The following is a 20,001-nucleotide window of genomic DNA, read 5'->3' on the forward strand; positions in this document are numbered from 1 at the left end:
ACACACACGGGCTGGACGCCCAGCACCCTCCCCGGGCCCAGCCTCCCGCCCGGCGCCGCCCCCTTGCCGACACCCCGGCCAGCGGACCAGGCCGACCAGGCGAACCGTGAACCGGAGCCAGCCCACCGCGCGACGCACACGGGCTGGACGCCCGGCACCCTCCCCGGGCCCAGCCTCCCGCCCGGCGTCGCCCTCTTGCCGACGCCCCCGGCGAGCGGACCGGGCGGACAGGGCGGACAGGGCGGACAGGACGAACCGTGAACCGGAGCCGGCCCGCCGCGCGACGCACGTGCGCGGGACGTACGACGCCCCCTTGCCGACGCCCCCCCAGCGCGAGGGTCCGTCACAGCTCCGCGTCGAGCGCCAGCCTGTGGACGCCGGGGAGGAACTCGTCCAGTTCGCCCGGGGTGAAGCGGGTCATGCCGACCACGTGCCAGAACTCGCCCGTCACATCGCCCTCGTACTTGTAGCCACCCTCGGGGGTGAGCGCCGCCCACCCGCCGGGCACCCCGATCAGGGTGGCCGCGAGCGCGGGCTCCTCCCGCTCCTCACCGAGCCCCTGCCCGCCCGCGACGCCCTCCCCCGGCAGGCGCCACAGCCGCACCGTGCCGTCCTCGCCGCCGCTCGCCAGGAGCGAGCCGTCGGGGCTGAACGCGACGGCCAGTACGCGCCCCGTGTGCCCCGTCAGACGTGCCGTCAGCTCGCCCGACACGGCGTTCCACAGGCACACCGCGCGGTCGTCGCCCGCCGTCGCCACCAGTGGGCGTCCCGGGTGGGCCGCCGCGGTCCACAGCCTGCCGCGGTGCCCGCGCAGCCGGTGCGCCACCTCGCCGTCCCGCCACACCAGCGCCGTGCCGTCCCAGGAGGCGCTGACCACTCCGCTGTCCCCGTGTGCGAAGGCCACGGCGTAGACGCGGTCGGTGTGGCCGTCCAGTTCGGCGACCAGGCGGCCGTTCGCCGGCTCCCAGAGGCGGACGCGGCTGTCGTCGCAGCCCGTCGCCATCAGCCCGCCCCCGGCGCGGAACGCGATGGAGCGGACCCGGCCGTGGTGCTGGGTCAGCGCGGCCACGTGCGCGCCGGTGCCGCGCCACCAGAGGCGGACGGAGTCGTCGTCGTTGGCCGTGGCCAACAGGTCGCCGTCCGCGCTGAACGCCTCGGCCCAGGTGTGGTCGGTCTCGACGTCGATCTCGCGCAGGTACTCGCCGGTGGCCGGGTCCCACAGATAGACGTCGCCGTCGTTGCTGGCCGTGCCCAGGACCGGGCCCGCCGGGCTGAAGACGGCCGAGACCAGGCGGTCGCCGCGCCCGGAGAGTTCGGCCCTCCTGCGTCCGGTGCGCGCGTCCCACAGGCGGACGACGCCGTCGTTGCCGCTGGTGGCCAGGTGGGCGCCGTCGGCGCTGAAGGCCAGGGTGTTGACCCGGCGGCCGTGGCCGCGCAGGATGCGCTTGCCCTGCCCGGTGGCGGCGTCCCAGATCTGCGCGCCGCCGTCGTTGCCGACGGTCACCAACTGGCTGTCCTGCGGCCGGAAGGCGCACGCCCACGCCGAGCCCCGGTGCTCCAGTGGCTGCTGGCGCAGCAGGGTGACCCCGTGCCCGCCGCTCGACGAGGTGGCTGACGCGGCGGCCGACGAGGCGGCCGAAGGGGCGACTCCCCACAGCCGGACCGTGCCGTCGCTGTCGCAGGCGGCCAGCAGCCGCCCCTCGTCGCCGAACATCACCTGGTACACGGCCCCCGTGCACCGCTCCAGCGTCCCGGCGGGCGCGCCGACGACCGGGTCCCACAGCCTGACCTGCCCGTCCGTGTCACCGCTGACGAGGAGGTTGCCTTCGGGGTGGAAGTCGAGGGTGTAGACGCGCCCGGTGTGCCCGGCGAACGTGTGCAGCAGCCGCCCGTCGGCCACCCGCCACACGCGCACGGTGCCCTGGTCGCCGACGCCTTGGTCGCCGGTGGCCAGGAGGGTGCCGTCAGGGCTGAACCTGATGCGGTAGACGGCGCCGGCGTGTCCGTCGTGGCCGCCGAGTTCGCCGGTGCACAGCCCGGTCCTGGTGTCCCAGATCCGTACGTCGGCCGCCGCGTCGCCCGTGACCAGCGAGTGCCCGTCGGGGCTGAACACGGCAGAGTAGACGGGCGCCATGTGCCCCGGCAGCCGGTGCACGGGCTCGCCCGTCGCCACGTCCCAGAGCGTCACCAGGCCCTCGGCGTCGCCCGTGGCCAGCAGCCTGCCCGCCGCGTCAAGGGAGACGGGCCACACGCCGCCGGGGTGCACGTCGATCCGGTGGCGGCAGTCCCCGGAGACCGGGTCCCACAGGCGTACGGTGCCGTCGGCGCCGCCCGTGGCGAGCACGTCGGCGCGGAACTTGACGGCGTAGACGCGGCCTTCGTGCCCGTGCAGGGTGCGCAGGGCGCGGCCGTCGTCGGCGGCGCAGACCAGGACGCCGCCGTCCTCGCTGCCCACGGCGAGGAGTTCGCCCTCGGGGCTGTACGAGATGGGCTCGGGCAGTCGGCTGGTGCGCATGTCGAAGCCGTACGGGACGCCCACGGCCGCCGGGCGGAACCCGGCCTCCACGGGCATGCCGGGCGCGATGGACGCGGTGCGCAGCTCGGGCGCGGCGCGCACCCCGGGGTCGGTGACGGGGTCGATGAGGGCGGCCCTGTTCCAGCGGCTGCCGTCCAGCCGTGCCCCGCGCAGATCGGCGCGGGTGAGGCGGGCCCTGCGCAGGTCGGCCCCGGTGAAGTCGGCGCCGGTCAGGTCGGCGCGGTCCAGGCGGGCGCCGACGAGGCGGGCGTCCCGCAGCGTCGCGCCGGAGAGGTTGGCGCCGACGAGCCGCGCGTCGGTGAGGTCGGCGCCTGTGAGGTCGACGCCGGAGAAGTCGCGCGCCGACAGGTCCTCGCCCGCGAGGCGTGCCGCGCGCAGGTCGGCGTGGGAGGGGACGCGAAGCCTGTCGATGATCCGTACGGCGTTGGCGCGGGCCGCCTCGCTGGTGCCGGGGCCAGGGGTGTTGAGCACGCCTTGGACCCAGGTGGTGCACAGTTCGTGGTCGGCCAGATCGCAGAAGAACTCGACGGCGAGCTGGCTGAGCGGGCGCAGCGACAGCAGCGCGGGCTCCCCCGCTGAGAGCTGGGCCGCGGCCTCGCGTGCGACGAGCCACTCGATGACGGAGCCGTGGATGAACTGGAAGACGCCGTCCTCGGTGCGCACGAGCAGCGTGCCGGCGCCCACCGCCTGGACGGTCTCGTTCGGGGAGAGTGTGCTGCCCGCGAGTCCGGTGAGGGTGCCCGCGACGGTGTCGGCCAGCTCGTCCAGGCGCAGCGCGTTCCTGCCGCTCTCCCACATGCGCCGCGCGAGCGCGGTCACCGCCGCCCACAGGTCGTCGATGCCGAGGCCGGGCGCGGCGCCAGGACCGCCCTGCCCTCGGCGCTCCTCGTAGGCGAGCCAGGAGGTGAACACGTCCTCGTACAGCTTCGCCGGGCTCAGCGCGCGGCCCGCGCCCGCGACGGAGCGCAACTGGTCCTGGTCGAGGTCCGCGACGAAGCTCAGCAGCCGAGGGTTGCGGCACAGGGCGAGCAGGTCGGGGATGTTCTGGAGCAGCCGGAAGCGCTGCTCAGCGGCGGCCTCGTCGCCGTAGCGGTTGACGAGGTAGGCGCGGATCTGGGCCGGGACGAACCCTTCGAGGGACAGGACGCGGCGCTGCGGCAGCAGTCCGACGCGCTCGCCGAGTGCGGTGAGGATCTGGTCCTGGGACTTGAAGTGCTGGGTGCGGCTGCTGACGATGATCTTCGCGTTGTCGACGGCGGCGTCCAGCAGCACCTGGAGGTGGTCGGCGGCGCGGTCGTAGCTGACGCGGTTGACCAGCTCGTCGAAGCCGTCGAAGAGGAGCACGACGCGGCCCTGCGCGAGCATGTAGCGCAGCGCCCGCAGGTCGATGGTGTCCACGTCGTGCCCGGCGAGGTGCGCGGCGACGAGCCCTTCGAGGCTGTGCGCGCGGTCCAGGGTGTTGAGGGGGATCAGCAGCGGCGTCAGATGGGGCAGCCGTTCGGGGATGCGGCGGGCCAGCTCGCGCAGCGCGAACGTCTTGCCGTGCCCGAAGTCGCCGAGCAGCAGCATGAAGCGGCCGTGGTCGGCCTCCAGCATCTGGAGCATGTTCTCGACGAGGCCGTCGCGCTCCTCGCCGTCGGGGCGCTCCGCGTCGCGGTAGCGCTGCGGGAGGTAGAGGCCGGGCGCGTAGCGGCCGTCGCCTTCGAGGCGGGCCGTCTGCGCGGTGACGTAGGAGCGCAGGTCCAGCAGGCCCTGGAATTCGAGGAAGCTGCGCACGCGGATGCCCCGGCGCCCGGCGCGCTCGCGCAGCCCGCTCTCCGGGGGCGGCCCCTCGTAGACCAGCTCGGCCTCCGAGCCGACGTCGGTGGCGTGCGCCTGCGCGACGAAGCGGTCCAGTTCCTCGTCCGTCGGGGTGCCGGGGTGGACGGCGATGCGCTGCTGGCGCACCACGCCCTCCTCGCTCCAGGTGGCCATGACCTGCGTCATGTCCTCGGGTGTGCGGCGCGGGATGTCGCGCAGCCGCACGCCCTCCCTGCGCGCCTGGCACACCTCCCTGACGCGCTCGGCGAGGGAGTCGGCGGGCCCGTCGACGGGCCGGTTGTCCTCGGGCACGGCGGCCGGGGGCGGCGTGGCGGGCGCGGCGGGCGCGGCGAAGACGCCATGGGCACGGTGCCACTCGACGGGGAAGGTGGCGGGGGCGCTGCCGCCCTCGTCGCTCCACCGGGTGACGCCCTCCGCGCTGATCCGCAGCAGTTCGCACCGCGCGGGCGCGGCCGAGCCGAACAGGGGCAGCTCTCCGGCGGCCGTGTGCAGCAGGTCGTGCGCGGGCTCCGACGAGGTGGTGCGGGGGCCTCCGGTGGGGCCGTGCAGGAGCAGGTGGAGGCGGGGCGCGGTCAGCCGCGCGAAGGTCTCGGCGTCCCGTAGCGGCCCTGGCCCGCCGGGCGCGTCGCCGGGCTGCTGGCGCGCGGTGAGCGGGTGGCGCACGGCGCCGATGCGCAGCCAGCCCTCCTCCTCGTAGGTGCGCAGCGCCTCCGCGAACCAGGTGGCCTGGTCCCTGCCGAGCTGCCCGTACTGGTCGTCGGGGCGGTGGCTGTAGGCCATGGAGGAGTTGAACCCGGCGACGACGGTGTGCAGTTCGGGCACCGGGAAGAGGGTCCAGGGCTGGTCGCTGTCGAAGACGGTGTCCAGGCCCTGGTAGAGGCCGCGGAACAGGCGGGTGTAGTGGCGCCACTTGGGCCAGTACGGGGGCTGGGGCGCGATCTCGTCGGCCTCGCAGGTGTGGAAGTAGCCGAGGCAGGCGGCCTGGCTGACGTCCTGGTTGCCGGGGACGACCACGACGCGCTGGGGCGGCAGGTCGAGCTGGGAGCGCAGTCCGGTGAGGAAGGTGAGGGCCTGGTCGCACTCGCGGGGGCTGCCGGAGGCGGTGAGGTCGCCGGTGACCACGAGGAGGTCGGGCGAGGGCGCTCCGGCGTCCTTCAGCTCGATCAGGTCGCTCCAGATCTCCCTGCGGAGTGTGTCCGGCTCCCGGCCGCGCCCGAAGTCGGGCCCGGCCAGGTGCAGCACGGTCGTGGCGCCCTGCGGCGGCGTGCCGCCTGGCTCCTGCGGGTACCGGGGCGCCCGCGCGGGCCTGCGCCGCCCTGGCCAGCCCGTGCGGCCCAGGGGGCGTGGGCCCTCCTCCGGGCCGCGGTGCGCGGCGGGTGCGCTCCCTGACGTCGCGCCGCCGGGGTAGCCGGGCCGCTGCCCTGGGCGGGCGTGGCCCTCCATGGCCTGCCCTACGCGGGTGAGGAGCATGCCGCGCGCCGTGTCGCTGTCGGTGACGCCGACGAGGTCGACGTAGGTGATGGTGGCGAGCAGCCCCTCGACGGGGGTGTCCTCGACGCGGACGGTGAGCAGCTTGCGCTCGGGCGCCTCCGGTTCGGCGCGCAGCGCCGCCTGCCACTCCATGCGGCCGTAGGTGGAGCGCTCGTAGTGGCGCGAGAGGACGGCGATGACGGCGACGGACTCGCTGACGCCACGGTCCATGAAGTCGATGAAGTTGGTGCCGGGGACGAAGTCCCACGCCTGGATCACCGTGCGGTACCCGGCCTCCTCCAGCGTCCAGGCGATCCACGAGGCCCATTGCTCGTCCGCCGGGGAGTAGCTGATGAAGAAGTCCAAGTCGCCGCTCTGACCCGCAAGTTCCCCGTTTCTCGCCATGCCGCCATCGTAGGAGCTGATCGCGGAGCGGGCGACGGGCGGTGGGTGACGGGCGACGGGCCGCAGGCGGCGGGCGACGCGCGACGGGCCGCGCACGACGGGCGACGGGCCGCGGACCAGGGGCGGCGGGCGACGGGCCGCGCCGTCCGGCTCGCGACCGTGTGCGAACCTGTCTGCCGTGCGAATCCTCAAGCGCTTGCATCCGCTGGACTGGCTGGCAGCCGGGCTGCTCGCCTGCGGGCTCGTCCTCCTCGCGACGGGCGTGCTGCCCACCGGGCCCGCCGGGGAAGCGATGGCGCGCATCGGCCCCCTGCTGGTCTTCCTGGCCACGGTGATCGTGCTCGCCGAGCTGACGGGCAAGGCCGAGGTGTTCGACTCCGTGGCGTCCTGGGTGGCCCGCGCCGCGAAAGGCAACTATGTCCGGCTGTTCGGGCTCTGCGTCCTGTTCGCCTCGGTCACCACGATCACCCTGAACCTCGACACCACGGCGGTCCTGCTCACCCCCGTGATGCTGGCGCTCGCGACCAGGGTGGGCATCGCGGCCGTGCCGCTCGCGATGACGACGGTGTGGCTGGCCAACACGGCCAGCCTGCTGCTGCCCGTCTCCAACCTGACGAACCTGCTGGCCGCCGACCGCGTCGCCCTCTCCCCCAGCGGCATGGCGGCCACCATGTGGGCGCCCCAACTGGTGTCCATCGCCGCGACCATGGCCTGCCTGTGGGGCTTCTACTGGCGACGCGGCAGGCGCGGCGCCGACACGTACACGCCGCCCGAGCCGCTGCGGCCCGCCGACCCGGTGCTGTTCCGGGTGAGCGCGGTGGCGGTCGCGGGCTTCCTGCTGGCGATCCTGGTGGCCGACGTGCCGCTGTGGTCGGCCTCCTCGACGGCCGCGCTGGTCGTCGTGGTCGTCTTCGCGCTGCGCCGCCGCCAGGACCTGCGCCTCTCCCTGGTGCCGTGGCGGCTGCTGGTGCTGGTGCCCGGCATGTTCCTGGTCGTGGAGGCCGTCAACGTCAACGGGCTGCACGGGCTCCTGACGTCGGCGGTCGGCGACGACGGGGGCCTGCTCGGCATGCTGCGCTCGGCCGGTGTCGGCGCGGGACTCTCCAACGTCCTCAACAACCTCCCCGTCTACCTCGCGGGCGAGGGCGCGGTGCCCGAGGCCAACCACGACCAGTTGCTGGCCCTGCTGATCGGCACCAACGTGGGCCCCCTGGTGACCCCATGGGCCTCACTGGCGACCCTCCTCTGGTTCGAACGCTGCCGCTGGCACGGCACGTCGATCCCGCTGGGCCGCTTCATGCTGACGGGGCTGGTGCTGGCGGTGACGGCGACGGTGGGTTCGACGGTGGCACTGGCGGTGGTCTGAGCGGTCTCCGGGCGCGCGAACGGACCTCGGGACCTTGCGCCCGAGCCCGCGCCCGGGAAGGGTGCTCCCCGCACGCGCGGGGGATGGCTGGCTCACGTCTGGGCACCTTGTCCTGACAGCGGGCCTGGGCGAAAGTCGTGCAGTTAGCCCGACGTGCCCGGCAGGAGGCCACATCATGGCGTTACGGTTCCTCGGAATCTCACCCGACACCAAGGAAGACAAGTCTCCGACGATCTGGCAGGACGAGGAGAGCGGTGATCTGATCATCCAGTCCTGGCGGGCTGACGCGGCGACGATCAAGCAGGCCAAGGAGGCCGGATCGATCCCCGGGCACTCCAGTGAGGTTCCGCCGGAAGAGACCGTGATCCGGCTCCCGGCCAACATGCTTCAGTTCATCCCCGGCAGCGAGGACAACAGTGACGGCGGTACGTGAGCGGCTGGCGAAGGCCCGGAACTCGGCGACACACCTGGAGCTGCGTGACAGCTACATGCGTGACGATCCCGACTTCCTCGCCTGGCAGGAAGGCCACCGTGAGGACCCCGCCGACCGCGCTTCGTGGTGGACCGGCTGGCACGACGCCGTGGCTGAAGCGGTGGGCCGGGGCGTCCTCGTCCGCCGCCTGCGTGTGGTCTGCGAACCCCTCAGCGACTACATCCGCTACGAGTGGGAGGGCACATTCGCCAACGTGGCCGCCGGCGAAGAGGTGCGCTGGCTGCCGCGCTCCCGCGGCCACGGGTTGCTGCTGCCCGTGCTGGAGGGCTGGGTGATGGACGAGCAGACCGTGATCCTGCACCACTTCGGCGGCGACGGGCAGTCGGTACAGCCCGACATGGAGGTCATTGAGGATCCCCTGATGGCCCGGCAGTACGCCTCGGCGTGCGACACCGCCTGGCAACGTGCGATTCCGCACGCCGAGTACCGCCCCTCCTGACCCGTTCCTCCCGTGTCCGCGTCCGCCTACTCCAGCGTTCAGGAAGCCCGGAAGGTGCTGGCCGCCCGGCTGCGGGAGCTGCGCCGTGACGTGGAGCTGACGGGGCGCGAACTGGCGCGCCGGTGCGGCTGGTACCCGTCGAAGGTGTCGCGTATCGAGAACGCCCGGACACCGCCTTCGGCCGAGGACGTCCGGGTCTGGTGCCGCGCCTGTGGGGCGGAGGAGCAGACGGAGGACATCATCGCCTCGCTGCACGCGGTCGAAGGCATGTTCGTCGAGTGGCGCAGAGCGGAGCGGCGCGGTCTGCGCGCTTCGGTGGCGGCCGTCAACCCACGCTACGAACGCTCCCGGCAGGTGCGCACCTACGCCTCCTGGGTGATCCCCGGCATGCTCCAGACCCGCCCCAGGCCGCCCTCGACTTCGCCGTCACGACCGCCCGACAACTCTCCGGCGACCTGACTGAGCGCGGCATGCTCGGCCTGTCCACGCTCGGCATGCTCTACCTCAACGCCGCCATGGCCGCCTCGGCGAAGGAGCGCAACACCCGGCACGTGAATGCCGCCACCAGCCTGGTCGACGAGGCCCGGGACGCGGTGAACCTCGTGAAAGACGTGGTGGGCGTGCACCCGTCGCCGAGTTGGCAGTTGCGTCAGCTCACCGAGCGGTGTGGACTCCGCGCATGACTCGTGTGCTCTACCTGATCGCCTGCGCCGCAGGACCCGCCCGACATGTCGACACCGGGGTCCGTCTCGCGCAGCAGGACGGCTGGGACGTGTGCCTGATCCTCACACCCTCGGCCGCCCGCTGGCACGGAGAGCGGCTGCACGAACTGGAGGAGCTGACCGGGCGCGTGGTGCGGTCACAGTACAAGCTGCCCTGGGAGACGGACGCGCTGCCGCCCGCCGACGCGATGGTCGTCGCACCGATGACGACGACGAGCGCCTGCAAGTGGGCGGCCGGGATCACCGACACGGTGGCCCTGGGGCTCCCAGCCGAGGGTGTGCACCTGGGGGTACCGGTCGTCGCGGCGCCGTTCTGGTCCACGGCGCTGGGAGCACAACCGGCAGTGGGCCGGGCCGTCGAGACGCTGCGGGGGCAGGGCGTGCGGGTGGTATTCGGGCCGGGCGAGCCGCACCCGTCGAAGCAGGGCGACTCGCGCGGGTTCCCCTGGCGGCTGGCCTTGGACGCGGTCCGCGAGATGCCCGTGTAACCGCCGCGTAGCGCTGTGCGCAGAGCAAAAGCTGGCCACGACAGTAGCTCGCCGTACTGTCGTCATCATCGGTCCCGAGCAGCACACGCACCTCATCGAGAACCGGCGGGGCGAAGTGATGCAGAATGACGGATTCCGCGACTAGCATCCCAGGTCACGAAGGGTGCTCCCCGCACGCGCGGGGGTGGTCCCCTTGCGACTGCTCGGCGCTGGTGTCCTTGCCGGTGCTCCCCGCACGCGCGGGGGTGGCCCGTGGAGGTGCGTGGCTCGCTGATGGCATAAGGCGCCTGGCCAGGGCGGGGGTTGCCTTCGTGATCCGACGGGATCAGATGGTCAGGATGAGGGACCCGCCCCCGGACCGCTGCCGAGGCACCCCGAGGGCGGGAGTAGGCGGGTCAGCTCGGGGGCACGGTGGTGAGCTGGAGGTTTCGGCCGCCGACGAGCGGCGCGGTGAGGATGACGGTGCGGCCCTCGTGTGTCAGCGCCTTGCCGATGCGGGTGTGGCGGGCCTGCCACCAGTGGCGGGGCGCGAGGAGGGTGGACACGCAGTCGCGGGTGTCGCCGTCCACCGTGATGCGCTCGCCCTTCTCGCGTAGCCGTAGGGGATGGCAGGCGTGGGCGGTGAGGAGGGTGGCGAGGTTGCCTTCCATGATCTCGATGACCTGTCCGGAGGGCATGGGCCGCGGGTAGCTGGTCAGGAACGCGGGCCCGTGCGGGAGTTCGTACATGAGGCGCACGGCGCGGTCCTGGACGCGCCGCATCACGAAGCGCGCCTGCTGCCCTTCCAGGACGGCGACGGGGAAACCGGCGGTGGTGGCCCAGCCGTGGGGGTCGTAGAAGACGTCTTCCGGGTCGGCGGGAATGAGGACGGTGTGGTCGCGCGGCACAGGTTTGCTCCTGGGGTTCAGCGGGTGGTGGTGACGTAGAGGAGGGTCACGATGAGCACGGCGAGGACGGTGACGGAGGCGATCTGCTCGCGCCGCCCCGGCGGGCACAGGGGGCAGGCCAGGACGGGTGGGTCCGGCCCGTGCCACTGGACGATGCGGCCCTCTGCGGTCCAGCAGCGGCACCAGGCGCACGCCCCGCTCATCGTCGGCACCCGGCCCTCCGGGTCGCGAGCTGGCGGGGTGTCTGCGGCCGGAGGACGCGGACCGGTTCGGGGCCGATGACCAGAGTGCTGCCGTCGGCGAAGAGGAGGTGGCGGCGCTCGCGGCCCACGGCGCGCAGATCCTCGACGGTGCGGTACGCGCTGCCGACGACGTGGATGTCGTCCACGCGGACGGTGCGTGCGGTCACCTCGACGGGCGCGAGCAGCCACGCGGGAGGGCGGCCCTTCATGACGGGTTCACCACCCGCAGGGCGGGTGCCGCCGCGTCTTCCGGATCGGCCTCGGCGTCGGCTCGCCGTTTGCCCGCGCCGGAGAGGACGGCGATGGCACGTACCAGCTCCTCGCCCGTCATGGCGATACGGTCCAGCGCGAACCCGACGTAGCGGCGGTGCCGGGCACACAGCCACAACGGCCGGTAGTAGGGGCTCGTCCCGGCGGTGACGTGCTCGCGCACGGCCCCCTCGTGCACCGTGTCCTGGACGCCACACTCGTACTCGGGCTCGGTCACCGTGCCGCCTCCGGGTTCTGGGCGCGGGCCTCGTCCTCAGCGGCGATGTCAGCCGCGCACCCGTCGCACACCTTCACCGGAACAGTGCGCGTGCGCGTCTGCGGGCTCGCACCCCGCTCATCACCGGAGTACAACTCAAGGACCGTCTGCGTACCCGGCACCCGACAGCACCGGAAACAACGCGGACTCACCGCCCCGCCCCGCTCTCGTCCTCGCGAGGCCCCTGCTCGGCCCGGATCACCGCGTCGAGCACCACATACAGCAACCGTGCGTCGGTGAGCCCGTGTTCCGCCCACGGCCTCAGCCAGTGCGTGAAGGCCGACCGCGTACACCAGCCGGGCGGCACCGTCACATGCTGCGCGGTGCCGAGCAGTTGCACCCACGAGGTCTCAGGCACCGCCCATCCCCGCGTCGTGCCAGGCGGCACCAGCCACGTCAGACGATGCCCGTACGGGTCCCGGATCACCGCCCCCGACTCCCGCCCGAGCCGGGCCAATACCCGGTCACCCAAGTACACGGGGATCATCACCGCATCCCAGTGAACCCCCGCCGGGGTCAGCACGGTAGCCACCCCCATGGGCGGGGTCCACGGCGGCGTGCTCGTCAGGGCGCTCACCGGCTCGCCCCTGCCCCAAGGGCATCCGCTACCGCGGCACAGAGGATCGGCGAACCGGCGAACGTATCTGCTGGGTGCACAGCGGCTGGAGTCATGCACAGATGGTGGGCTCACGCGCCATCACATACGAGGACCCACAGAGGACTTATGCGTGACGGAAAGAGGACTTCCATACACGCCTAGGAGTGAGGGATGGTCGTAATGCGGACTGCCGTGGAAGATGAGAGCGAACCACGACTGGAGGTAGAGATGGCCCAGGCCGCAGGCAACACGGCTTTGAAGTCCGCGCGGGTGGCGGCAGGCTACCGCTCCCAGCAGACATTCGCCGACGCGTTGACTCGCGCCGCCGCCGATCTCGGCATTCGCGGTCTGGCTGTGGGCGCTCGGCAGGTGCGACGCTGGGAGTCGTCTGTCCCGCCCTGGCCGCATGCTGACCTTCAGCGCGTCCTCGTGCACCTGCTTGGCCAGAGCATGGAAGAACTCGGGTTCACTCCGCCATGGGCCGAGGACGCGCGGGCTGGAACGGTGCGCCGCCCAACAGGTCAGCCGCTCGCGCTCGCCACCGTCCCCACTCAGCGGCCCGCCACGAGCCATCCCGACAGTGTCGGTACCGACTACGCGGCGATCACCCGCGCTCACCGGCACATGTACTGGTCCGTCGCCCCCTCCACCCTGCATCCCGCCGTCCTCGAACACACCCGCCTCGGGTGCGCGCTGTTGCCGGAGACCGGCGGCACGTGCCGCCGTGCCGTCGCCGCCGCGCTCGCCGAGTCCTACCTGCTGGCAGGCCGCATCGAGTTCTTCGATCTCCGCGAGCCCGACCAGGCCAGCGAGACCCTGCTACGAGCGCTGCAAGCCGCAGGCGAGGCCGATGACCACCTGCTCGGCGCCGCGATCCTCGCGCACACCGCCTTCATCCCCGGCTGGGCCGGAGACCGGGAGAGCGCCGTCGAGCGGATGGTCGCCGCCCGCGCCTACGCCCGCCGAGGGCCCGCCAGCGCGGAGATCTGGGCGTGGCTCGACGCGGTCGAGGCCGAGTGCGAGACCCGATGCGGCAACACGAGGGCGGCCCTGCATCTGATTCGTCACGGAGAGGATGCCCTCGCTCTCGGCAACGAGCACGTCAGCCCTTCGTGGCTGGACTGGTTCACACCCGTCCGGCTGGCCGCGTTCAAGGGGAACACCGAACTGCGCGCGGGTCACCTGCCGCAGGCCCGTGAGACCTTGGCCCGGGTCCTGGAGGAGCTGCCCGAGCACGACACGAAGCAGCGCACCGTCATCCTCGGCGACCTTGCCGCTGTCGAAGCAGCCGCCGAGGCTCCCGAGAAGGCGTGCGCGTACGCGCTCCAGGCCCTGGATCAGCTCGGGGAGACCTGGTACGCGATGGGCATGGACCGCATCCGCGAGGTGCGGCGAGCGCTCGCACCGTGGCAGCACGAGCGGTACGTGCGTGAGCTGGATGACCGGCTGTACGGGTGGGGGACGACGGTCAGCGCTCTCGCACGTTGAACTTGTCGATCATCTCTGGCAGCTCGGCAAGCGTCTCGACGCGGAACGTCGGCAGCTCGCGCGCCTCGGAGGTGTTCCACTGGATCGTCGCCCACGGCCCGCGGTGGATGAGCGCCGTGCGCATCCCGGCCGCAGCACCGGGGCGCAAGTCGTTGTCGACGCGGTCCCCGACGTACAGGATCTCCTCGGCCTCGGCCGGGACGACCTGGGCCAGTCGCCGGAAGAACTCGGGGTCGGGCTTGCTCGCGCCCCAGTCGTCCGAGGTGCCGATCAGATCCACGTCGCCGGTGAACAGCTCACGCAGGATGCCGCCCGCGCGCACGGTCTGGTTGCCCGCGATGCCCAGCCACAGACCGGCCTCGCGCAGCGCAGCGAGTGCCGGGCGCACGTCCGGGTACAGGTCGTCCTCGCCGAAGTGCTCCGGCTGTCCGGCGGCGGCCCGTGCCTCGCGCTCGGCGTACAGATCAAAGCCGGGCCGGAACTCCTGGAAGGTCTCGCGGTAGTCGCGGCCCTGGGCGATGACCGCCCCGAACATGGCGTGGAAAGTGTGACGTGGGACGCCGAGCCAGTCGGCCCAGGTGCCGTACTCCCGCGTCTCGTCGACCAGGCACTCACCGACGTCGAAGACCACCGCGCGAATCATGCCCGCAGGGTATACGTAGCCGCCACGTAGCACTGTGCGCAGGGCAAAAGCTGGCCACGACAGTAGCTCGCCGTACTGTCGTCATCATCGGTCCCGAGCAGCACGCTCACCTCATCGAGAACCGGCGGGGCGAAGTGATGCAGAATGACGGATTCCGCGACTAGCATCCCAGGCCACGAAGGGTGCTCCCCGCACGCGCGGGGGTGGCCCGGACGCGGCCCTGCGCGAGAGCGGGCTCGTCGCGTGCTCCCCGCACACGCGGGGGGGGTGGCCCGTTGTCGGTCACGACGTGCAGCACGTGCTCCCCGCACGCGCGAAGGACGGTCTGTGTGCCGGGCGCCCGGCGGCAGCAGAAACAGGGCGGGCTCACCACTCGGCCCTGCTCTCGCGCTCGCGCGGTCCGTGTTCGGCACGGATGACGACGTGTAGCAACCGCGCATCCGTCAAACCGTGCTCGGCCCAGCCCCGCGCCCAGTGCGCGAAGCTGGAGCGGGTGCACCAGGCGGGCGGCTCCGTCACGTGCTGCGCGGTGCTGAGGAGTTGGATACACGTGGCCTCGGGGATCGCCCACCCCCGCGTCGCGAGCGGGTCGATGAGCCAGGTCAGCCGCCGCCCGTACGGGTCCCGGATCACCGCCCCCGACTCACGGCCGAGCCGCGCCAGCACCCGATCCCCCAGATACGCGGGCACCTGACAGGCGTCCCAGTGCACCCCCGCCGGGGTCAGCTCTGCGGCGAGCCCAGAAGGCGGGATCCAGCACGTGCTGCCCTGCGGTGTCGCGGCCAGCATGTGCGCGATACGCCCGGCGCACTCACGCTCCTCACCGAACGGGCCGACCTCGTAGCCGAAGTCGGTCACGTAACGGCCCTCGGCCATGGCAATCTCGTCGGAGAGGGAGGCATTCAGGGGGTGGGTCACGCGCAGGCTCTGCGGGGCTGCCCCTTCATGGGCCACCTGGAGCCCGTGCTTGGCCAGATGGTCGGCGAGTTCTTGCAGTTCAGCTTCCACACGACGACCATCCCAACGGGCCACACCTGTTGGGATATGACAACCAATGACACGGAGTTGATCATGAGGACGGTGGCGATCACAGGCACCCGCTCCACCGGACACCGCGCCCTCGACGAGTACGGCAACCTGTTCGCCAGCTACCTCGGCCCCTTCGCCGAAGGCGCCCACTTCTACATCGGCGGCGCGAAGGGCATCGACTCGATGAGCTTGCTCTGGCTCGCGGGTAACTCCGAGGCGGACATCACCATCGTGGTGCCGGGGACCGTGGACGAACAGCCTGCCGAGGCGAGGCAGGCGATCAGCCGCAGCCGCGACCGCATCAAGGAAACCGTCGAGCTAGGGGCCTCCGAGCTGCGGACCGCCGCCTTCCACGCGCGGAACCGCTACATGGTCGATCGCGCATCCATGGTGATCGGCTTCCCTCACCGTGACGATGAGAAGTCCGGCACCTGGCAGACCCTCGACTACACATCACAACTGGGGAAACCGCGACTGATCGTGCCCGTGTAGTCACCGTGTGCGCCATGATGCGGGTATGGACGACAAGGCCACCGGCGCAGTCACGCTGAAACGGTTGCGGACCCGTCGCGGCCTGTCCCTCAACGACCTCGCCCGCGCCCTCTCAGAGACAGCCCGTGAGCTGGCACACCCCCACCTGCCCTCAACGGCCTCGGTCCAGCGTTCGGTCGCCCGCTGGGAATCGAACCGGCCCACGATGCCCGACGAGAGGTACCAGCTCCTCCTCGGCCTCGTGTACGCGCGCACCCCTGCGGGGCAGACAGCGCTCGGCGCAGGGTCGGACTTCGCCGAGTACCTCGACGCGCTCGGCCTGCTGGGCGAGGGTGAGCGGCGGATCGCGGAGCTGCGCTCGGCGGTCGTACGCCGGGTGACCGATGCGGGCGGGGGCATGCTCGCGTTCCTCGCGCCCGGCACCCAAGCAGCACTTGTGCATGCCCTGGCTGACCCCACCCACGTGGACGAGCGAGTGACCGCAGGACTCGGCGCAGCCGTTTCCGATGTGGACCAACAGGTGGGGAGCGTGCCGTTCGTGCGGCTCCAGCTCCTGCTCTCGCCCGCGCTGGAGGCGTGCCGTCAACTGCTGGCCGGGCCCGTACCGGTGCCGTTGGTCCCCGAACTGCGCGCCGTCGCCGTGTCTGCGGCGACGCTCGCGGCACGGCTGACGTTCGAGACGCGGGACGACACGGCTGCCCGCGCCCTGTACGCCGACGCGACCCGCTGGGCCGCAGCGCTCGCAGACCCGTGGCGCCAGGCCGGAGTGCACATGAGCCATGCCCTCGTGACGCTGTACTCCCAAGACGGCCTCGACGGCGCCCGCCGTCTGGTCGATGAGGCGGTGCGTACCGCTCGCTCAGGGGCCAGCGTCCGTGTACGGGCCCGTGCACACGCACTCCAAGCGGAGATCGCAGCGCGCGAAGGGCTTGAGCGGCAGGCGCAGACCGCGCTCGGCCTGGCTGCGTACGATACGGAAGCGCACCACAAGGGCGATCCATCGCCGTCGTCGTTCTCCCTCGGGCACCTGCGCGGGTTCGAGGGCGTGTGTGAGCTGTACGTGGGCGACCCCCAGTCCGCGCACGACCGGTTCGCCCGGTCGGCGGCTGCCCTGTCGGCGCCGCGCGAGCAGGTGCAGCGGGCAATCGTCAGGACGGACCAGGCCCTCGCGAGGATCAAGCTCGGGGAGCCGCGCGCTGCGGCGGATCTGCTGCACGAGTGCGTGGGCGCGGCGGCTTCGACCGGCGGCCGGGTCCCGGCGATCCGGCTACGGCGCGCCCGCCGAGAGCTGCGCCCATGGCGACGCGAGGAGTGGGCTGTTGACCTGGACGACCATCTGATGGATGTCCTTGGCAGCTAGCCGCCGCGTAACGCTGTCCGCAGGGACATCATCGATCCCGACCAGCACGCCCACCTCATCGAGAACCGGTGGAGTGAAGTGATGCAGAATGACAGATTCCGCGACTAGCATCCCAGGCCACGAAGGGTGCTCCCCGCACGCGCGGGGGTGGTCCCTGGTAGACGGCGTTCGGCTCCGGCGTAAACGTGTGCTCCCCGCACGCACGGGGGTGGTCCTGCGGTGAGCTGCAACGTCGCCCAGTGGCTCGGCGTGCTCCCCGCCCCCGCGGGGACCCCCTCACACCCCACCGCCCCCTGCGCGCCCCACCCCCGCCTCCGCCACCATGTCCAGCAGAAGCGGAACCGCCTCCGGCCGGGCCGCGACGAAGCTGCGGTTCGAGTCGGGGCCGCTGAAGCCGACGCGGAAGGGGCCGCCGTCCAGGGTGCGGAACTCCACGCCCGTCTCGGCCGCGAGCAGCGCGCCCGGCGGGAAGTCGATGCCCTCGGCGCGGTAGCCGACGTAGCCGTCGATCGTGCCGCGCGCCAGCATGGTCCAGCCCAGCAGCGGCGCCCACAGCTGGAGCACCCGCCGCGAGCGCCGTTCCAGTGCGCCGCGCAGTGCCGTCGCCGTCGGGTCGCCCCGGCCCACCGCGTGCCCCTGGGTCCAGGCGAGCACGGGCCCGGACCTGGGTACCGGCGCGGCCGGGCCCGTCAGCCTGCCCGAGGCGCCGTAGGCGCCCCCGCCCAGCGCGGCCCGCCAGGTGGCGCCGGTCACCGGCTCGTGGACGACGCCGACGACGGGCGACCCGTCGACGCACAGGCCGATGCCCACGGCGTAGGCGGTCAGCCCTATGGCGACGTTGTTGCTGCCGTCCAACGGGTCGACCAGCCAGGTGCGTTCGCCCACCGCGTCGAACAGCCCGGCCTCCTCGGAGAGGATCCGCTCGTGCGGGAAGTGGGTCTGGAGGCGCGCGAGGATGACCTTCTCCGCCGCCAGGTCGAGGTCCGTGACGACGTCGCCGTCCTCGCCCTTCTCGCCCACCGCATGGGCCTCGCGGAAGCGGGCGCGCAGCAGCGCCCCCGCCTCCTCGGCCGCCGCGACGGCCACCCGCTGCTCGTGTGCATAAGGCCCCGCGCCCCCCGCGTCTCCCGGCCCGGTGCCCTCGTCAGTCGCGCTGCTCGGCATGGATCCTCCTGAGTGCGGTGCGCACGGTCCGTTCGGTGTGGCCTGCCCCGCACAGTCGCCGCACCATGCGGTGGCGGTCTCCGTGCAGGGGTCCCAGGGAGAGGTCGGAGCGGCCCGGCAGGGATCTGCCGAGCACGAGAGTCGCGGCGGGGCTGCCCTTGGCGACGACGGTGGCGTGGAACTCGCCCGCCGCCATCGCGTAGGTCTCCCCGCCCGAGCTGGTGTGTTCGGGGCCCGGTTCGCCGCGCACCAGCCGCTGCGTGGGCAGCAGTTCGTCGACGCCGCCGGGCTCGCTGCGCACCTCGTAGATCCGGTGCGTGGGCCGCGCGGCGTCCTCCGTCACCCGTACGGGGAGGTTGGCGACCCGCCCGTAGAGCACGTGGCTGAGCAGTTCCCAGCTGTGCGCGTGCATGGGCGCGGCCAGCGGTTCGACGGGGGCGCCGTCGGCACCGCCGGCTCCGCCGCTCTCGAAGAGGTGGAGGCAGATGCCGCGCGCGCCGTCGCGCAGGAGCGGCAGGCAGAGGAAGCCGAGCGGGTGCCGTACCGCGCGCAGCGGCCGTGCGCCGGAGGCGATGTCCTCCAGGGCGCCGACGACGCTCGCGCGAAGCTCGGCGGGGGCCGCGCCTTCCGGGTCGTGCCGGAGCGCGTGTTCGAGCTTGTCGTAGTCCATGGTGCCGCGCCCGAGGCGTCTCACCTCCGGTAGGGGTCCTCGGCGTGCAGGGCCTTTCCAATGATCTCGCCGACGTCGCCGTCGGTGAAGACGGCGGGGAGGGGAAGGCCCAACTCGTCGAAGACCGTGCGTACTTCGTCCACCGTGGGCTCCTCGCTCAGGGAGGGGATGCCCCGCAGGTCGAGGCGGACGGCCTGCTCCCTGCTCTGGTGCAGTTCGGTCACGTAGTAGTCGTAGAGCGGCTGGTCCCGTGCGACGAGGAGGTTGACGCGGCTGGGGTCGTCCTGGGTGATGATCAGGCAGGACTCGGAGAGGTCGAAGCGCAGCGTCGGCACGCCGGAGGAGAGGTGGACGCTGATCTCCAGCGTGTCCAGCCGCTGCCGGAACCAGCAGGCGGCGAGCACGGTGGCGTACGCCTCCTTGCGGGTGCGGTCGGTGGTCCAGGCGTCGGCAGCGGCGACGTTGCGCTGGCGGGCGAAGGTCTGCCGGAAGCGCGCATACGCCGAGCAGGTCTGCTCGTCACCCGGGTTGATGATGTCGATCTTCACGCTGAGCTGGGCGCGCTGCCTGGTGGCCGCCTCCACGCAGCGGGGCAGGGTGACGGCGCGCAGATAGGTGCCCGTGCCGCCCTTGAAGTACCAGCGGTTGGTCTGCTGCCTGGCCGTCTCCAGTGCCTCGCCGACCTCGTCGCCGGAGAGCGAGCGCACCATGGCGAGGTCCTCCAGCGCGCGACGGGTCTCGGCCGACGCCTCGCGGATGTCGGACATGCGGCGCAGCCGCTCGCTCATCGAGCCGACGGCCAGCGCGCCGAGCACCAGCAGCGTGGCGCCTGAGGAGACGTCGTCGCTGACGACGTCACCGAACACGTCCAGGAAGCCGATCGTCAGGCCGAGCCCGACGGCGATGACGACGTCCAGGTTCCTGATCACCCATGCGACGCTCATCTCGACGCGTCCCACCCGCTGTGCCACCGGTAGTTCCCTCCCCGTCAGTGACCAGCATCGTAGGAGCCCGCGGGGTGCGCTGGCCAGGCGGCCCCGGTGTCGTGCCCATGGCATCCCGTACGGCCCGTACGGCCCGGTCCCGTACGACACAGCGGTGCCTTCCCTCGGTCGGGGTTGAGGGAAAGCACCGCGTGTGTCCGCACGACGCTGTACGGAGG

Annotated in this window: 20 protein-coding genes; 9 read left to right on the forward strand and 11 right to left on the reverse strand. The window is 72.5% G+C overall.

Annotation, left to right across the window (positions count from 1 at the left end):
* Positions 1 to 343: 343 nt before the first annotated feature.
* A complete protein-coding gene (locus tag ACYVOO_RS13100) occupies positions 344 to 6,232 on the reverse strand; it encodes a WD40 domain-containing protein (protein WP_461015818.1) in 5,889 nt (1,962 codons plus the stop codon).
* Between the two features lie 178 nt (positions 6,233 to 6,410).
* Here ACYVOO_RS13100 and ACYVOO_RS13105 point away from each other — a divergent pair, with 178 nt between their 5' ends.
* The 6 genes from ACYVOO_RS13105 (at position 6,411) to ACYVOO_RS13130 (ending at position 9,740) form a co-directional block, all read left to right on the forward strand.
* The gene (locus ACYVOO_RS13105; protein ID WP_461015819.1) at positions 6,411 to 7,598 is read left to right on the forward strand and encodes an SLC13 family permease; all 1,188 of its coding nucleotides are present in this window, start codon (positions 6,411 to 6,413) and stop codon (positions 7,596 to 7,598) included.
* A 175-nt stretch (positions 7,599 to 7,773) separates the two neighbouring features.
* The gene (locus tag ACYVOO_RS13110; protein WP_461015820.1) at positions 7,774 to 8,031 is read left to right on the forward strand and encodes a hypothetical protein; all 258 of its coding nucleotides are present in this window, start codon (positions 7,774 to 7,776) and stop codon (positions 8,029 to 8,031) included.
* The gene (locus tag ACYVOO_RS13115) at positions 8,015 to 8,530 is read left to right on the forward strand and encodes a DUF6879 family protein (protein WP_461015821.1); all 516 of its coding nucleotides are present in this window, start codon (positions 8,015 to 8,017) and stop codon (positions 8,528 to 8,530) included. Before ACYVOO_RS13110 ends, ACYVOO_RS13115 begins: the two co-directional genes overlap by 17 nt.
* Positions 8,531 to 8,542: 12 nt before the next feature.
* A complete protein-coding gene (locus ACYVOO_RS13120) occupies positions 8,543 to 8,989 on the forward strand; it encodes a helix-turn-helix domain-containing protein (RefSeq protein WP_461015822.1) in 447 nt (148 codons plus the stop codon).
* Positions 8,990 to 9,000: 11 nt separating this feature from the next.
* On the forward strand, positions 9,001 to 9,213 hold the full coding sequence (locus tag ACYVOO_RS13125; protein WP_461015823.1) for a hypothetical protein: 213 nt from the start codon (positions 9,001 to 9,003) through the stop codon (positions 9,211 to 9,213).
* Positions 9,210 to 9,740 (forward strand): flavoprotein, encoded by a 531-nt coding sequence (locus ACYVOO_RS13130; protein ID WP_461015824.1) that lies wholly within the window; start codon positions 9,210 to 9,212, stop codon positions 9,738 to 9,740. The genes ACYVOO_RS13125 and ACYVOO_RS13130 overlap by 4 nt, the downstream gene beginning before the upstream one ends.
* Before the next feature lie 395 nt (positions 9,741 to 10,135).
* Here the strand turns inward: ACYVOO_RS13130 and ACYVOO_RS13135 are convergent, their stop codons facing one another.
* The 5 genes from ACYVOO_RS13135 to ACYVOO_RS13155 all read right to left on the reverse strand — a co-directional run bounded on the left by ACYVOO_RS13135 (position 10,136) and on the right by ACYVOO_RS13155 (position 11,753).
* Positions 10,136 to 10,627, reverse strand: a complete 492-nt coding sequence (locus ACYVOO_RS13135) for a hypothetical protein (RefSeq protein WP_461015825.1) — start codon at positions 10,625 to 10,627, stop codon at positions 10,136 to 10,138.
* A 17-nt stretch (positions 10,628 to 10,644) separates the two neighbouring features.
* Positions 10,645 to 10,830 (reverse strand): hypothetical protein, encoded by a 186-nt coding sequence (locus ACYVOO_RS13140; protein ID WP_461015826.1) that lies wholly within the window; start codon positions 10,828 to 10,830, stop codon positions 10,645 to 10,647.
* Entirely contained in the window at positions 10,827 to 11,078 is a 252-nt protein-coding gene (locus tag ACYVOO_RS13145) for a hypothetical protein (protein ID WP_461015827.1), read from the reverse strand. Before ACYVOO_RS13145 ends, ACYVOO_RS13140 begins: the two co-directional genes overlap by 4 nt.
* The gene (locus tag ACYVOO_RS13150) at positions 11,075 to 11,356 is read right to left on the reverse strand and encodes a hypothetical protein (protein WP_461015828.1); all 282 of its coding nucleotides are present in this window, start codon (positions 11,354 to 11,356) and stop codon (positions 11,075 to 11,077) included. The genes ACYVOO_RS13145 and ACYVOO_RS13150 overlap by 4 nt, the downstream gene beginning before the upstream one ends.
* 187 nt (positions 11,357 to 11,543) lie before the next feature.
* Entirely contained in the window at positions 11,544 to 11,753 is a 210-nt protein-coding gene (locus tag ACYVOO_RS13155) for a hypothetical protein (protein WP_461015829.1), read from the reverse strand.
* Positions 11,754 to 12,221: 468 nt separating this feature from the next.
* On the opposite strand from ACYVOO_RS13155, the gene ACYVOO_RS13160 reads away from it, so the two are divergent.
* Positions 12,222 to 13,481 (forward strand): transcriptional regulator, encoded by a 1,260-nt coding sequence (locus ACYVOO_RS13160; RefSeq protein ID WP_461015830.1) that lies wholly within the window; start codon positions 12,222 to 12,224, stop codon positions 13,479 to 13,481.
* Here ACYVOO_RS13160 and ACYVOO_RS13165 read toward each other — a convergent pair.
* Together ACYVOO_RS13165 and ACYVOO_RS13170 are read right to left on the reverse strand one after the other, a co-directional pair.
* Positions 13,462 to 14,124, reverse strand: a complete 663-nt coding sequence (locus tag ACYVOO_RS13165; RefSeq protein ID WP_461015831.1) for an HAD family hydrolase — start codon at positions 14,122 to 14,124, stop codon at positions 13,462 to 13,464. The genes ACYVOO_RS13160 and ACYVOO_RS13165 overlap by 20 nt on opposite strands.
* 366 nt (positions 14,125 to 14,490) lie before the next feature.
* Complete coding sequence (locus tag ACYVOO_RS13170; RefSeq protein WP_461015832.1) at positions 14,491 to 15,132, reverse strand: hypothetical protein; 642 nt, start codon at positions 15,130 to 15,132, stop codon at positions 14,491 to 14,493.
* A gap of 63 nt (positions 15,133 to 15,195) precedes the next feature.
* Between ACYVOO_RS13170 and ACYVOO_RS13175 the strand changes: the two genes are divergently transcribed.
* A complete protein-coding gene (locus ACYVOO_RS13175) occupies positions 15,196 to 15,645 on the forward strand; it encodes a hypothetical protein (protein ID WP_461015833.1) in 450 nt (149 codons plus the stop codon).
* A 25-nt stretch (positions 15,646 to 15,670) separates the two neighbouring features.
* Positions 15,671 to 17,005 (forward strand): hypothetical protein, encoded by a 1,335-nt coding sequence (locus tag ACYVOO_RS13180; protein WP_461015834.1) that lies wholly within the window; start codon positions 15,671 to 15,673, stop codon positions 17,003 to 17,005.
* Positions 17,006 to 17,281: 276 nt separating this feature from the next.
* Here ACYVOO_RS13180 and ACYVOO_RS13185 read toward each other — a convergent pair whose 3' ends face one another.
* The 3 genes from ACYVOO_RS13185 to ACYVOO_RS13195 are packed head-to-tail and all read right to left on the reverse strand — an operon-like array spanning position 17,282 to position 19,810.
* Positions 17,282 to 18,169: an inositol monophosphatase family protein gene (locus ACYVOO_RS13185; protein WP_461015835.1), complete on the reverse strand. Its 888-nt coding sequence runs from the start codon at positions 18,167 to 18,169 to the stop codon at positions 17,282 to 17,284.
* Positions 18,150 to 18,863 (reverse strand): hypothetical protein, encoded by a 714-nt coding sequence (locus ACYVOO_RS13190; RefSeq protein ID WP_461015836.1) that lies wholly within the window; start codon positions 18,861 to 18,863, stop codon positions 18,150 to 18,152. The genes ACYVOO_RS13185 and ACYVOO_RS13190 overlap by 20 nt, the downstream gene beginning before the upstream one ends.
* Positions 18,860 to 19,810 carry a hypothetical protein gene (locus tag ACYVOO_RS13195; protein ID WP_461015837.1) on the reverse strand — a complete coding sequence of 317 codons (951 nt, stop codon included), beginning with the start codon at positions 19,808 to 19,810 and terminating at the stop codon, positions 18,860 to 18,862. Before ACYVOO_RS13195 ends, ACYVOO_RS13190 begins: the two co-directional genes overlap by 4 nt.
* Between the last annotated feature and the right edge of the window lie 191 nt (positions 19,811 to 20,001).

The organism is Streptomyces daliensis (genome assembly GCF_054782395.1).